The following is a 13,864-nucleotide window of genomic DNA, read 5'->3' on the forward strand; positions in this document are numbered from 1 at the left end:
CGTACACTCGCGCCCTGCCTTGTACCTGGAGACCGCCGTGAGCCCCATCGCCCTGACCCGCCTGCTGACCCTTGCCGCCGTGTGGGGCGCGAGTTTCCTGTTCATGCGCATCATCGCCCCCGAGCTGGGCACCATCCCCACCGCCTTCTTCCGCGTGTCCATCGCCTGCCTGGGCCTGATCGTCATCCTCGCCGCCGCCGGCGTGCGCTGGAACTTCCAGGGCAAGCTCGGCGCCTGCCTGGTACTGGGCATGATCAACTCAGGGATCCCGGCCACCTTCTATTCGGTGGCGGCGCAGCTGCTGCCAGCCGGCTATTCGGCAATCTTCAACGCCACCACGCCGCTGATGGGCGTGCTGATCGGCGCGCTGTTCTTCCGCGAGGCGATGACCTTGCCCAAGCTGTGCGGCATCTTCCTTGGCCTGTTCGGCGTCGGCATCCTCAGCGGCGCTGGCCCTGTGGCCCTGGACATGGCCTTGCTGCAGGGCGCGCTGGCCTGCCTGGCCGCCACCACCTGCTACGGCTTCGCCGGGTTCCTCGCACGGCGCTGGGTCAGTGACCTGGACAGCCGCCTCTCGGCCTTGGGCAGCATGCTCGGCGCCACCTTGATGATGACCCCGCTGTTCGCCTGGAGCGCACTGACCCAGCCCCCGGCAAGCTGGGGCGGCTGGCAGGTGTGGTTGTCGCTGCTGGGCCTGGGGCTGCTGTGCACGGCCTTCGCCTACATCCTCTACTTCCGCCTGCTGGCCGAGATTGGGCCGGTCAAGGCCAGCACCGTGACCTTCCTGATTCCGGTGTTCGGCGTGCTGTGGGGCGCATGGCTGCTGGATGAGTCGCTGTCGATGGGGCACCTGTACGGCGGCGTGCTGATTGGCGTGGCGCTGTGGCTGGTGCTCAAGCCGGGCAGGCGCGTTGCCTGAAGACAGAGGGGGCAAAGCGCATTACGATACGCAGCCCTCCTGACCTGTAAAGCCCCATGCCCCCTGAGCAAACCTCAGCCTACAAGATCGTGCTCTGGCGCCTGGAGCAGGATGCGCAAGGCTACCCACCCGCCTCGGTCGAAGGCCTGTGGGCCAAGCGCACCGACGCTGGCTACCAGGTCGACAGCATCCCCTTCTATGCCTATGGCATCGCCCCCGGCGACACCATCAGCATCAGCGAGGACGGCGAGCAGTCCTGGTTTGCAGCCCTGCAATGCAGTGGCGGCGCCTCGGTATTTCGCATTCTGGTAAAAGCCGCTGGCGACCTGGAACAGGTACGCGCCGCGCTCGAAGACTTCGGCTGCCCGAGCCAGGTGGAAAAGGCCGTGAGAATGCTGGCTGTCGAGGTGCCGCCTTCGCGTTCACTCGACACCCTGCTCTACTACCTGCTGACCCAGCGCGAAGCCGGCACCCTCGACTTCGAGGAGGGCGTGCTGCGCCACGCCATCCCCGAAGAGTTTCGCTAGAACGCCCTACGCTTCGGCCAGCCGCGCCGCAGGCTTGCGGAACACGAACAGCAGGCCGACCACGATCAGGCCCATGCCCAGCAGGCTGAGCGGGGCCAGGCGGTTACCGAAGATCAGGTAGTCCATCACCGCGGTCACTGCCGGCACCAGGTAGAACAGGCTGGTGACGTTGACCAGGTTGCCCTTGGCGATCAGCCGGTACAGCAGCAGGGTCGCCAGCAGCGAGACCACCAGGCCCATCCACAGCAGCGCACCGATGAAACGGGTGCTCCACTCGACGTGCAGCGGCTGCAGCGGTGCGAACACCGCGCACAGGGCAAAGCCTGCCAGGTACTGCAGCCCCAGGGTGCCCATGGGGTTGTCGGTGATGCGCTTTTGCAGGATCGAGCCAAAGGTCATGCTGGCCAGGGCCAGAAGGGCGAACAGCATGCCGAGCAGCGACACTCCGCCCAGGTTGATGCCCTGGTAGACCACCATCACCAGCCCAGCAAGCCCCAGGCCCAGGCCGAACAGCCGGCTCCAGGAGCGCTGGCGCTCCATCAGCACCACGGTGAGGATCGGTTGCACGCCCATCACCGTGGCCATGACGCCGGGGGTGACATGGGTGTTGAGCGCCAGCAAGTAGAAGATCTGGTAGGCGCCGAGCAGCACGCAGCCGGTGCCCAGGGCGCGCAGGATGGCCCCGCGGGTACGCGGCCAGCGCAGGCCCAGCAACGGGCTGATCAGCAACAGGCCGGTGAGCGCCAGCGCCGAGCGCAGCAGCAGGAAGGCAAACGGGCTGGCCTGCGCCAGGCCGAGCTTGGAAACGATGGCGCCGCTGCTCCAGAGCAGGACGAACAGGCTGGTGGTGGCCGCCGAGGCCACGGAGGTTTTGCTTAAGGCAGACATGAATGCACCTGTATTCGGGCAAATAAGCCGAACGGTGGGCGTGAACTTCAGTAAGGGAAGTAGCCGACCGTGTTCAGTAGGTTGCGCGTGTGAAGGGATGCGGCCAGAGGCCGATCAGCCCAGCACGACCACGCAGCGAGGCGGAGCTACGCCGCCTACGACGCCACTGACAGGTGGTGGGTAATGACTGATCATGGCCGGCTGCTGGCTGCCACGCACGACCATGCCCGCGACTGGCGCGATGGCAAAGCGTGTGGTGGAAGGGGTGGCTGGCATGAACAGGTCTTCGAGGAAGTGAATGCACCGGACTATAGCGAGGGATTGTGCCTACGACAAGCGTCTCTAAATAACGCGCGGTGTGTAGGAGCGGCCTTGTGTCGCGAAAGGGCCGCAGAGCGGCCCCTACAATTTCTGCAGTGTTATCGATCATCTGGGGCCGCGTTGCGGCCCTTTCGCGACACGAGGCCGCTCCTACAACAACAGTTCAGCGGCGACGTCAGAACAACCAGCGATACAACAGGTAAGCCACCACCACCGCCAGCACCGGCCGCAGGATGCGGTAGGCCTTGGGGTTGGCGCGCTTGAACTGCTTCATGCGGGTGCTGATCTTGTTGCTGAAGCGCTTGCTCCAGGCATACGCCTGGTTGATGCCGCCCACGCGCTCGTCATCGGTGTTCTGCGGCGCGGTGGCGCGGCCGAGGAAGGCACTGACCTTGCGGTTGATGCGGGTCATCAGCGGGCTACTCAGCGGGCGCTCGATGTCGCAGAACAGGATCACCCGGGTCACGTCGGTTTCGTTCTTCACCCAGTGCACGTAGGTTTCGTCGAACATCACGTCTTCGCCATCGCGCCAGGCATAGACCTGGCCATCGACGTAGATGCGGCAGTCGTCGGAGTTGGGCGTCGACAGCCCCAGGTGGTAGCGCAGGGAGCCGGCGAACGGGTCGCGGTGCGGGTTGAGGTGGCTGCCGCCGGGCAGCAGGGCGAACATCGCGCCCTTGACGTTGGGGATGCTGCTGACCAGCTCGACGGTCTTGGGGCACAGCGCTTCGGCCGACGGCAGCGGCTTGTCGTACCACTTCAGGTAGAAGCGCTTCCAGCCCTTCTTGAAGAACGAACCGAAACCGGCGTCGTTGTCCTTTTCGGCGGCGCGGATGTAGCCCTCGTCGAACAGGCGCATGGCCTCCTCGCGGATCACCTGCCAGTTGTCCTTGAGCACATCCAGCTCAGGGAAGCGCTGGCGGTCCAGGTACGGCTTGGACGGCACACCGGAAAACAGGTACATCAGGCTGTTGTACGGGGCGAACAGCGCCGAATGGTTGACGAACTGGCGCAGCACCGGCAGGCGCGCCTTGCCGCGCAGGTGCACGAACAGCACGCTGCCGAAGAACACCAGCAGGACACCCGCCTTGGCGAGGAAGGAAAAGGTCATGCAACACTCCTTGGAATGGAAACAGGCCAGCGCTGCCTGCCCCAAAAAAATCATCCGGCCATCATAAACCCATCCTGCCCAGGTAAAAACAACCTGGGCAGGATCTCAGTCATGAAGATTTTGCAACGAACCAGGCCGGCAAATGTTGCGCCGGATCAGCGGCCGGGCTGATTACTGCTGGTTTTCCTGCTCGCTGAACAGGTCGCTGAACAGCATGCTCGACAGGTAGCGCTCGCCGGAGTCGGGCAGGATTACGACGATGGTCTTACCTTGCATCTCCGGTTTTTCCGCCAGGCGCACTGCCGCTGCCATGGCAGCGCCACAGGAAATGCCGCAGAGGATGCCCTCCTCCTGCATCAGGCGAATGGCCATGGCCTTGGACTCTTCGTCGGTCACGGTTTCGACCTGATCGACGATCGACAGGTCGAGGTTCTTCGGCACGAAGCCGGCGCCGATGCCCTGGATCTTGTGCGGGCTGGGCTTGAGCTCCTCACCGGCCAGGGTCTGGCTGATCAGCGGCGAAGACACGGGTTCCACCGCCACCGACAGGATCGACTTGCCCTGGGTGTGCTTGATGTAGCGCGACACGCCGGTGATGGTGCCGCCGGTGCCCACCCCCGCCACCAGCACGTCGACCGCGCCGTCGGTGTCGTTCCAGATTTCCGGGCCGGTGGTCTTCTCGTGGATGGCCGGGTTGGCCGGGTTGTCGAACTGGCCCGGGAGGAAGTACTGGGCGGGGTCGGAGGCGACGATCTCGTTGGCCTTCTCGATCGCGCCCTTCATGCCCTTGGCAGGCTCGGTCAGCACCAGCTCGGCACCGAGGGCCTTGAGCACCTTGCGCCGCTCCAGGCTCATCGACGCCGGCATGGTCAGGATCAGCTTGTAGCCGCGGGCAGCGGCGACGAAGGCAAGGCCGATGCCGGTGTTGCCCGAGGTCGGCTCGACGATGGTCATGCCCGGCTTGAGCTTGCCGCTGCTCTCGGCGTCCCAGACCATGTTCGCGCCGATCCGGCACTTCACCGAGTAGCCCGGGTTGCGCCCCTCGATCTTGGCCAGGATGGTCACACCGCGCGGGGCGATGCGGTTGATCTGCACCAGCGGCGTGTTGCCGATGGAATGGGCGTTGTCTGCGTAGATACGGCTCATGGCAGGATCCTTGACATGAATTGAGCAGGGAAAGACTTAAAGGGTAAGCCTGCCCCGGAAGCCAGTAAAGCCTGTTCGAACTCCCCGCCAGCACGCGCGGTCAACCGAGCATCCTGCCTTGGAGAGCCCGCGATGAACGCTCGCTACCGCTGGCCGCTGGTCGCCCTCGCCGGCCTGGTCGTGCTGCTGGTTGCCCTGCACCTGGCGCTGCCCTACCTGGTGCGCGACTACCTCAACGACAAGCTGGCCGACATGGGCGAGTACCGCGGCCAGGTCGCTGACGTGGACCTGGCCTGGTGGCGCGGCGCCTACAAGATCAATGGCCTGAAGATCGTCAAGACCAGCGGCAAGGTGCCGGTGCCGCTGCTCGATGCGCCGTTGATCGACCTGTCGGTGAGCTGGCATTCGCTGTGGTTCGACCATGCCGTGGTGGCCAAGGTGACCTTCGTCCACCCCGAGATCAACTTCGTCGACGGCGGCAGCCATCAAGCCTCGCAGACCGGCCAAGGCACCGACTGGCGCCAGCAGCTGGAAAAACTGCTGCCCATCACCCTCGACCAGGTGCACATCGACCACGGCACCCTGACCTTTCGCAACTTCAGCTCCAAGCCGCCCGTCAACCTCAAGGCCACCCAGCTGGACGCCGACATCCGCAACCTGACCAACGTGCGCGACAAGAAGGGCCGGCGCGACGCCAGCTTCGACGCCAACGCCCTGCTGCTGGGCGATGCCAAGGTGGAAAGCCGCGCCACCTTCGACCCCTTCAGCGACTTCGACGACTTCCAGTTCCGCCTGCGCGCCACCGGCATCGAGCTGCGCAAGCTCAACGACTTCGCCAGCGCCTACGGCAAGTTCGACTTCAATGCCGGGCATGGCGACGTTGTGATCGAAGCCCAGGCCCAGGATGGGCGCCTGAACGGCTATATCAAGCCGCTGCTGCGCGATGTCGAGGTGTTCAACTGGCAGCAGGACGTGGAAAACAAGAACAAGAGCTTCCTGCGCTCGGTGTGGGAGGCGCTGGTGGGGGCCAGCGAGACGGCGCTGAAGAACCAGCGCAAGAACCAGTTCGCCACCCGCGTGGAGCTCAGCGGCAGCGTGCACCAGCAGGACATCAGCGCCTTCGAGGCGTTTCTGCAGATTTTGCGCAACGGCTTCATCCAGGCATTCAACGCACGCTACGAGCAGTCGCCGCCGAAAGCCGACTGAGCGGCCGTGACGGGCCATTCAGGGACTGAATACCCGGTCTGCGTTTGCACGCGTCTGGGGCCGGGGTATAGTCGCTGACAAACGACAAACATGTATTGCCCGTTGTGGCCCTATCGCCGGCAAGCCGGCTGCCACAGGCAAACCACAAGCCTTGAAAGCTGTGGCGTACCTGTGGGAGCCGGCTTGCCGGCGATAGGGCCAGTAAAGGCCCCCGCAGAGGACACCCCCGATGAAGTTCGAAGGCACCCGCGACTACGTCGCCACAGACGACCTGAAACTGGCAGTAAACGCGGCCATCACCCTCGAACGCCCGCTGCTGGTCAAGGGCGAGCCGGGCACCGGCAAGACCATGCTCGCCGAGCAGCTGGCCGCCTCCTTCGGCGCCCGCCTGATCACCTGGCACATCAAGTCCACCACCAAGGCTCACCAGGGCCTCTACGAGTACGACGCGGTCAGCCGCCTGCGTGACTCGCAGCTGGGCGTGGACAAGGTCCACGACGTGCGCAACTACCTGAAGAAGGGCAAGCTCTGGGAAGCCTTCGAGGCCGAAGAGCGGGTAATCCTGCTGATCGACGAAATCGACAAGGCCGATATCGAGTTCCCCAACGACCTGCTGCAGGAACTCGACAAGATGGAGTTCTACGTCTACGAAATCGACGAGACCATCAAGGCCAAGCAGCGCCCGATCATCATCATCACCTCGAACAACGAAAAAGAGCTGCCCGACGCCTTCCTGCGCCGCTGCTTCTTCCACTACATCGCCTTCCCCGACCGCACCACCCTGCAGCAGATCGTCGATGTGCACTACCCCAACATCAAGCAGTCGCTGGTCAGCGAAGCGCTGGATGTGTTCTTCGATGTGCGCAAGGTCCCGGGCCTGAAGAAAAAGCCCTCCACTTCCGAGCTGGTCGACTGGCTCAAGCTGCTGATGGCCGACAACATCGGCGAAGCGGTGCTGCGCGAGCGCGACCCGACCAAGGCCATCCCCCCGCTGGCCGGCGCCCTGGTGAAGAACGAGCAGGACGTGCAGCTGCTCGAGCGCCTGGCCTTCATGAGCCGGCGCGGCAACCGCTGACAGGAGCCGGCCATGCTGCTCAACCTGTTCAATGAAATGCGCGCGGCCAAGGTGCCGGTGTCGGTGCGCGAGCTGCTCGACCTGCTGAACGCCCTGCAAAAGCGCGTGGTGTTCGCCGACATGGACGAGTTCTACTACCTGGCCCGGGCCATCCTGGTGAAGGACGAACGCCATTTCGACAAGTTCGACCGGGCCTTCTCGGCCTACTTCAAGGGCCTGGAAAACCTCGACCAGCACCTTGAGGCGTTGATCCCCGAAGACTGGCTGCGCAAGGAATTCGAGCGTTCCCTGACCGATGAAGAGCGCGCGCAGATCCAGTCACTGGGCGGCCTTGACAAGCTGATCGAGGAGTTCAAGAAACGCCTCGAAGAGCAGAAGGAACGCCACGCCGGCGGCAACAAATGGATCGGCACCGGCGGCACCAGCCCGTTCGGCTCCGGCGGCTTCAACCCCGAAGGCATCCGCGTCGGCGAAGCCGGCAAGCGCCAGGGCAAGGCCGTGAAGGTGTGGGACCAGCGCGAGTACAAGAACCTCGACGACCAGGTCGAACTGGGCACGCGCAACATCAAGCTGGCCCTGCGCCGGCTGCGCAAGTTCGCCCGCGAAGGCGCCGCCGAAGAGCTGGACATCGACGGCACCATCGACCACACCGCGCGTGACGCCGGGCTGCTGAACATCCAGATGCGCCCGGAGCGGCGCAACACCGTGAAGCTGTTGCTGCTGTTCGATATCGGCGGTTCGATGGACGCCCACGTCAAGGTTTGCGAAGAGTTGTTCTCGGCGTGCAAGACCGAGTTCAAGCACCTGGAGTACTACTACTTTCACAACTGCGTGTATGAATCGGTGTGGAAGAACAACCTGCGCCGCACCTCGGAACGCTTCTCCACCTTCGACCTGCTGCACAAGTACGGCGATGACTACAAGGTCGTGTTCGTCGGTGACGCGGCCATGGCGCCTTACGAAATCACCCAGCCCGGTGGCAGCGTCGAGCACTGGAACGAAGAAGCCGGTTATGTGTGGATCCAGCGTTTCATGGAGAAATTCAAGAAGGTCATCTGGATCAACCCTTATCCGAAGCAGGCTTGGGAATACACCGCATCGACGCACCTGGTGCGGGACCTGATCGAGGACAAGATGTACCCGCTGACCTTGCAGGGGTTGGAGGAAGGGATGCGTTACCTGTCCAAGTAGTTGCCGACTGTACCGGCCCTATCGCCGGCAAGCCGGCTCCCACAGGTACCGAGCACACCCCAATCCCTGTGGGAGCCGGCTTGCCGGCGATAGGGCCAGCAGCCTCACCGCCAACGATGCAGATACGCCTGCTGCTCCCGCCACGCCTGCTCCTGCACCACCGCCCTGAACCGCACCAGCGCCCCCGGCATGCACTGCGCCAGCTGCGCCAACGCCAACGGCGTCAACGCCCCCAGCCGCGGATAGCCGCCAATGGTCTGCCGATCATTGAGCAACACGATTGGCTGCCCATCCGGCGGCACCTGCACCGCCCCCAGCGGAATGCCTTCGGAGATCATCGGCGCGCCCTGGTAGACCAACTGCGGCCCCAACAGGCGGATACCCATGCGGTCGGCGCGGCTATCCAGGGTCCAGTCGCGGTTGAAGGCCTCGAACAGGCTGGTGCCACTGAAGTCACCGATCTGCGCGCCCATCACCAGGTCGAGCACGGGCTTGGCCACATAGCTCGGGCACAGGGCCACCGGCACTTCGCGCAAGGCCGGCGAACCACCGGCAAAGGAGATCATCTGCCCTTTGGCTAGCGCGGCCCCTCGCCCATCGATACCCCCCAGTTCTTCGCGCACGACCGTAGCGCAGCTACCCAGCACAGCCTCACCAACGAATCCGCCCGGGGCAGCCAGATACGCCCGCACACCTTGCCTTGGCTGCTTCAGGGTCAAGCGCTGCCCTTTGCCCAGGCTGAAGCTGCGCCATGGCAGCAGTGGCTGATCATCCACCCGCGCATCCAGGTCTGCCCCGGCCAGCGCCAGCACGCAATCCTGCTCGGCTACCAGCGCAAAACCACCCAGCGCCACCTCGACCACGGGAGCCCCCAGCGGGTTGCCCAGCAGCCAGTTGGCCCAATGCATCGCCACCCAGTCCAGCGCCCCACCTTGGGTCACCCCCAGGTGGCGCACGCCAAAGCGGCCGGCGTCCTGCAGCTGGCACAAGGCGGTGCTGGCCTCGATCTGCAATTGCTTCATGCCTGCACCTCCACATCACCGCCCAAGGCCACGAATTCGGCCCGCGACACCGCCACGAAACGTACCCGGTCGCCCGGCTGCAGCAGGCTGTAGCCCTCACGTTCGCGGTCGAACAGGCGCACCGGCGTGCGCCCGATCAGGTTCCAGCCACCCGGCGATACCGCCGGATACGCCGCCGTCTGGCGTTCGGCGATACCCACGCTGCCGGCCGCCACGCGCTTGCGTGGCGTGCTCAGGCGCGGGCTGGCCAGGCGCTCGTCGACCAGCCCCATGAAGCCGAAGCCGGGGGCGAAGCCCAGGGCGAACACCGGGTATTCGCGCTCGCTGTGCAAGCGAATCACTTCGGCTTCGCTCAGCCCGCTGCGTGCGGCCAGCACCGGCAGTTCCGGGCCGACGCTGGCGTCGTACCACACCGGGATTTCATGGCGCCGGCCACCTTTGCCGGTGTCGGCCTGCAGGCCGTCCAGCGCCTGGCCGATCAGCGCCCGCGCCTCGCCTGGCGGCAGGTCGAACTGCAGCATCAGCGTGGTGTACGACAGCACCAGGTCCAGCAGATGCACGCCGAACGCCGCGCTCAGGCGCTGGCTGGCGGCGAGCATCCAGGGCATGTTGGCTTCGTCGATACGGTCGAACAGGCGCACCATCAGGCTGTCGATGGCCACCACCTCGATACGCAGCTTCATCGCGCCTCCAGCGCATCGAGGGCCTGGCGGATCTGGCGCACGGCCGCCACCGAACTGTCGTTGTCGCCATGCACGCAGAGGGTGCTGGCGGCAAGCTTCAACGCGCTGCCATCATCGGCCACCAGTGTTTCACCGCGGGCCAGGCGCACGGCCTGCTCGACCACCAATGCCGGGTCGTGATGCACCGCACCCGGCAGGCGCCGCGAGACCAAGTGGCCGCTGGCGGTGTAGGCGCGGTCGGCGAAGGCCTCGAACCACAGCGGCACGCCGACTTCATCGCCCAGGGCCTGGGCCGCGCAGTTGTCGGCGGTGGCCATGAGCATCAGCGGCAGGCCGCTGTCATAGGCCGCCACGGCTTCCAGCACGGTGCGCAGCTTGAGCGGGTCGGCCATCATGTCGTTGTACAGCGCGCCATGGGGCTTCACATAGGCTACGCGGCCGCCGAGCACCTTGCAGATGCCGTCCAGGGCACCGATCTGGTAATGCAGCAGGTCGCGGATTTCTTCAGGGCTGCAGGCCATGGAGCGGCGGCCGAAGCCGACCAGGTCCGGGTAGGCCGGGTGCGCGCCGATGGTCACGCCGTGCTCCAGCGCCAGGGCCACCGTGCGGCGCATGATGCTCGGGTCGCCGGCATGGTAGCCGCAGGCGATGTTGGCGCAGTCGATGTAGGGCATTACCTCGGCATCCAGGCCCATGCGCCAGCTGCCGAAACTTTCGCCCATGTCGCAATTGAGTAGCAGGCGTTTCACCTGGCGTGCTCCCGTGTCGATGTTCATGTGCCTACCTTAGCTCGCCTTGAGTTGCTTGCCGCGGGTTTCCGGCAGGCTCAGGGCCGCCAGGATCACCACACCGTAAGACACCGCGGCAAAGCCGCCAATCCCCAGGCCCAGCGATACCTTCTGGCTGAGCAGGCCGATCAGCAGCGGGAACAGCGCCGCGATCACCTTGCCGATGTTGTAGCAAAAGCCCTGCCCCGAACCGCGGATGCGGGTGGGGAACAGCTCGGTGAGAAACGCGCCCATGCCGCTGAAGATGCCCGAGGCGAAGAAGCCCAGGGGGAAGCCCAGCCACAGCATCAGGTCGTCGCTGACGCGCATCTGCGTGTACAGCAGCACGATGACGAACGACCCCACGGCAAACAGGATGAAGTTCTTCTTGCGCCCCAGCAGGTCGGATAGATACGCGCTGATCACGTAGCCCACGTAGGAGCCGACGATCACCATCGCCAGGTAGCCGCCGGTGCCCAGCACGCTCAGGCCGCGCTCGTTCTTGAGGAAGGTCGGCAGCCACGAGGTGATGGCGTAGTAGCCGCCCAGCGCGCCGGTGGTCAGCAACGACGCACGCACGGTGGTCCAGAGCATGCCGGGGGCGAAGATCTCGTAGAAGTGCGCAGGTGCCTGGGCCTGTTCCACTGCCTTGGCCTGGCGATACACCTCGGGGTCCTTGACCAGGCGGCGCACGAAGATCACGAAGATCGCCGGCACCAGCCCGAGCAGGAACAGCGCGCGCCAGGCCTGCTCTGCGGGCAACCAGGAAAACAGCAGCGCATAGAGGATCGCCGTCAGCCCCCAGCCCAGCGCCCAGCCGGCCTGCACCATGCCCACCGCCTTGCCCCGGTCCTGGGCGCGGATCACCTCGCCGATCAACACCGCCCCGGCGGTCCACTCGCCGCCGAAGCCAAAGCCCATCAGGGTGCGGGCGATCAGCAGTTGCTCGTAGTTCTGGGCAAAGCCGCAGAGGAAGGTGAAGAAGGCGAACCACAGCACCGTCAGCTGCAAGGTGCGCACGCGGCCGATGCGGTCGGAGAGGATGCCGGCGACCCAGCCGCCGATGGCCGAGGCAATGAGGGTGCTGGTATGGATCAGCCCGGCTTCGGTGGTGCTGATGCCCCACAGCATGATCAGCGTGGGGATGACGAAGCTGAGCATCTGCGTGTCCATGCCGTCCAGGCCATAGCCGATCTTGCAGCTCCAGAAGGTGCGTCGTTGCTGGGAGTCGATGTCGCGGTACCAGGCGAAAGGCCCGCTGGAAGATGAGGGCGAAACCTGCTGCTGCACGCCGGTCGGGTTCATGCTTGCCTCGGCTTGTTGGTATTGTTTTATGGGCGACGTCTGGCGTCGCGGCCTGGGCATCATTGTTCAGAGCCCGCGCAAGATGCGTCCAACGAGAAAAACCGCCGGTCTGGAACAAGAAAAACTGATCATGAACCTTCGCTTCCTCGAAACCTTCGTCTGGGTCGCCCGGCTGAAAAGCTTTCGCCTCACCGCCGAGAAACTGTTCACCACCCAGGCCTCGGTCTCCAGCCGCATCGCAGCGCTGGAGGCCGACCTTGGGGTGAAGCTGCTGCTGCGCGATTCACGTGGCGTCAGCCTGACCCCGGAAGGCGCCAAGGTGCTGGAGTACGCCGAACGCATGCTCGATACCGCCAAGGCCATGAAGCAGTCGCTGGACAGCGACCGGGCCAAGGTCGGGCGCATTCGCCTGGGGGTGATGGACACCGTCATTCATACCTGGATGAGCGCGCTGGTGGCCGAGCTGAGCGAGCGTTACCCGCAGGTGGAGATCGAATTGGTGGCCGATACCGCGCTCAACTTGCGCGAACAGCTGCAAAAAGGCTTTCTCGATGTGATCCTGCAGACCGACCTTTTGCGCGAGCAGTCGATTCGCAGCCTGGACCTGGCGCGCTACCCCATGGGCTGGGTGGTGGCCGCAGGCTCTGCCCAGCACCGCGACTACGCCTCGCTGGCGGAACTTGGCCGCGAGCGGATCGTGACCTTTTCGAAGAACTCGCGGCCGCATCAGGAAGTGCTCAGCCTGCTGCAGGGCGCGGGTGCCGAAAGCCCGCGCTTGAACTGTGTGAACTCGGTGGCGGCGATCACCCGCCTGCTGCGCGATGGCTTTGGCATTGGCGCACTGCCGCCGGCGTTGGTGGATGCGGAACTGGGCCGCGGGGAGCTGGTGCTGCTGGAGGGGTTGCAACCGCCGCCGAGCCTGGAGCTGGTGGTGGCCTGGCAGACCGGGGTGGCGCTGGTGGATGAGGTGGTCGGGGTGTGCCGGCAGGTGCTGGAGCGCTATGCGCGGGATGTGGGCGGGCAGCGGATTGTGCTGGTCTGAGATGTTTTCGGTGGCTGTACTGGCCCTATCGCCGGCAAGCCGGCTCCCACAGGTAAATCACTGCACTTGAGAACAGTGGTGTTCCTGTGGGAGCCGGCTTGCCGGCGATAGGGCCGCTACTGGCACAGCGATAAGTCAGCGCCAGCTCTCTTTCACCGCCTTGCGCCGCCCACCCAGGATCACCCAGCCAATCCCCAGCAACAGGCTCTCGACCACCAACGCCAGCACGAACCCCGCACCCACGCCCCAGCCAATCGCCTCCGGCACCAGCAGGATCTGGTAGCTGTAGCCCTTGAGCGTCTCCTCGCGCAGTTGCGGGTCCGGCTGCACCAGCACATGCCAGGTGGTGGTCAGCCACGACCCCTGCAGCGCCTGCCACTCGTTCTCCAGCAACTGGTTGCGGATCATCAGGCTTTCGATGCTGTTGGCATCGCTGTTGAACACTGGGTCGTCACTGCTGCGGTAGTGACGCAGCAACGCCTGCAGGTCGCCATTGAAGAAGCGCTCGGCGGTCTGCTTGAAACCATCGAGCGCCTGGCGCGATTCGAACAGGTGCGCCTCCACCCGCTGGCTGTAGTCCTTGACCAGCCCCGGCACCTGGATGCCGGCCAGCAGGCCGACGGTGAACAGCAGCAACCGCAGGTAACTTCTGAACATGCAG

15 protein-coding genes are annotated in these 13,864 nt (G+C 64.9%); 6 read left to right on the top strand and 9 right to left on the bottom strand.

Annotated features, from left to right (window positions below; genetic code table 11):
* Nucleotides 1–37: 37 nt before the first annotated feature.
* The gene (locus L6D75_RS13800; protein ID WP_176517838.1) at nucleotides 38–919 is read left to right on the top strand and encodes a DMT family transporter; all 882 of its coding nucleotides are present in this window, start codon (nucleotides 38–40) and stop codon (nucleotides 917–919) included.
* Nucleotides 920–975: 56 nt separating this feature from the next.
* Complete coding sequence (locus L6D75_RS13805; protein ID WP_176517839.1) at nucleotides 976–1,446, top strand: DUF4265 domain-containing protein; 471 nt, start codon at nucleotides 976–978, stop codon at nucleotides 1,444–1,446.
* A gap of 6 nt (nucleotides 1,447–1,452) precedes the next feature.
* Here L6D75_RS13805 and L6D75_RS13810 read toward each other — a convergent pair whose 3' ends face one another.
* The 4 genes from L6D75_RS13810 to cysK form a co-directional block, all read right to left on the bottom strand.
* A complete protein-coding gene (locus L6D75_RS13810) occupies nucleotides 1,453–2,334 on the bottom strand; it encodes a DMT family transporter (RefSeq protein WP_176517840.1) in 882 nt (293 codons plus the stop codon).
* A gap of 114 nt (nucleotides 2,335–2,448) precedes the next feature.
* Entirely contained in the window at nucleotides 2,449–2,610 is a 162-nt protein-coding gene (locus L6D75_RS13815) for a hypothetical protein (protein ID WP_176517841.1), read from the bottom strand.
* 220 nt (nucleotides 2,611–2,830) lie between these two features.
* Nucleotides 2,831–3,766 (bottom strand): aspartyl/asparaginyl beta-hydroxylase domain-containing protein, encoded by a 936-nt coding sequence (locus tag L6D75_RS13820; RefSeq protein WP_176517842.1) that lies wholly within the window; start codon nucleotides 3,764–3,766, stop codon nucleotides 2,831–2,833.
* 171 nt (nucleotides 3,767–3,937) lie between these two features.
* Nucleotides 3,938–4,912, bottom strand: a complete 975-nt coding sequence (cysK, locus tag L6D75_RS13825) for a cysteine synthase A (protein WP_176517843.1) — start codon at nucleotides 4,910–4,912, stop codon at nucleotides 3,938–3,940.
* A 132-nt stretch (nucleotides 4,913–5,044) separates the two neighbouring features.
* Between cysK and L6D75_RS13830 the strand changes: the two genes are divergently transcribed.
* From L6D75_RS13830 to L6D75_RS13840, 3 genes are all read left to right on the top strand, one after another.
* The gene (locus tag L6D75_RS13830) at nucleotides 5,045–6,118 is read left to right on the top strand and encodes a DUF748 domain-containing protein (protein WP_176517844.1); all 1,074 of its coding nucleotides are present in this window, start codon (nucleotides 5,045–5,047) and stop codon (nucleotides 6,116–6,118) included.
* A gap of 229 nt (nucleotides 6,119–6,347) precedes the next feature.
* A complete protein-coding gene (locus tag L6D75_RS13835; RefSeq protein WP_176517845.1) occupies nucleotides 6,348–7,193 on the top strand; it encodes an AAA family ATPase in 846 nt (281 codons plus the stop codon).
* A gap of 12 nt (nucleotides 7,194–7,205) precedes the next feature.
* Nucleotides 7,206–8,384, top strand: a complete 1,179-nt coding sequence (locus tag L6D75_RS13840; RefSeq protein ID WP_176517846.1) for a vWA domain-containing protein — start codon at nucleotides 7,206–7,208, stop codon at nucleotides 8,382–8,384.
* A gap of 104 nt (nucleotides 8,385–8,488) precedes the next feature.
* On the opposite strand, the gene L6D75_RS13845 is transcribed toward L6D75_RS13840, so the two are convergent.
* From L6D75_RS13845 to L6D75_RS13860, 4 genes are read right to left on the bottom strand one after another with little or no spacing between them, the layout of a single operon-like run.
* Entirely contained in the window at nucleotides 8,489–9,406 is a 918-nt protein-coding gene (locus tag L6D75_RS13845) for a 5-oxoprolinase subunit C family protein (protein ID WP_236193577.1), read from the bottom strand.
* Nucleotides 9,403–10,089: a 5-oxoprolinase subunit PxpB gene (gene pxpB / locus L6D75_RS13850; RefSeq protein ID WP_176517079.1), complete on the bottom strand. Its 687-nt coding sequence runs from the start codon at nucleotides 10,087–10,089 to the stop codon at nucleotides 9,403–9,405. Before pxpB ends, L6D75_RS13845 begins: the two co-directional genes overlap by 4 nt.
* On the bottom strand, nucleotides 10,086–10,865 hold the full coding sequence (locus L6D75_RS13855) for a 5-oxoprolinase subunit PxpA (RefSeq protein WP_176517077.1): 780 nt from the start codon (nucleotides 10,863–10,865) through the stop codon (nucleotides 10,086–10,088). Before L6D75_RS13855 ends, pxpB begins: the two co-directional genes overlap by 4 nt.
* Nucleotides 10,866–10,874: 9 nt before the next feature.
* Nucleotides 10,875–12,161 (bottom strand): MFS transporter, encoded by a 1,287-nt coding sequence (locus L6D75_RS13860; protein ID WP_176517075.1) that lies wholly within the window; start codon nucleotides 12,159–12,161, stop codon nucleotides 10,875–10,877.
* Between the two features lie 130 nt (nucleotides 12,162–12,291).
* Between L6D75_RS13860 and L6D75_RS13865 the strand changes: the two genes are divergently transcribed.
* Nucleotides 12,292–13,203, top strand: coding sequence for a LysR family transcriptional regulator (locus L6D75_RS13865; RefSeq protein WP_176517073.1), 912 nt, complete (start codon nucleotides 12,292–12,294; stop codon nucleotides 13,201–13,203).
* Between the two features lie 135 nt (nucleotides 13,204–13,338).
* Here the strand turns inward: L6D75_RS13865 and L6D75_RS13870 are convergent, their stop codons facing one another.
* On the bottom strand, nucleotides 13,339–13,860 hold the full coding sequence (locus tag L6D75_RS13870; RefSeq protein ID WP_176517071.1) for a DUF2937 family protein: 522 nt from the start codon (nucleotides 13,858–13,860) through the stop codon (nucleotides 13,339–13,341).
* Nucleotides 13,861–13,864: the final 4 nt, after the last annotated feature.

Origin of the sequence: Pseudomonas faucium, from assembly GCF_021602585.1 — a bacterium.
Classification (GTDB): Bacteria; Pseudomonadota; Gammaproteobacteria; order Pseudomonadales; family Pseudomonadaceae; genus Aquipseudomonas; species Aquipseudomonas faucium.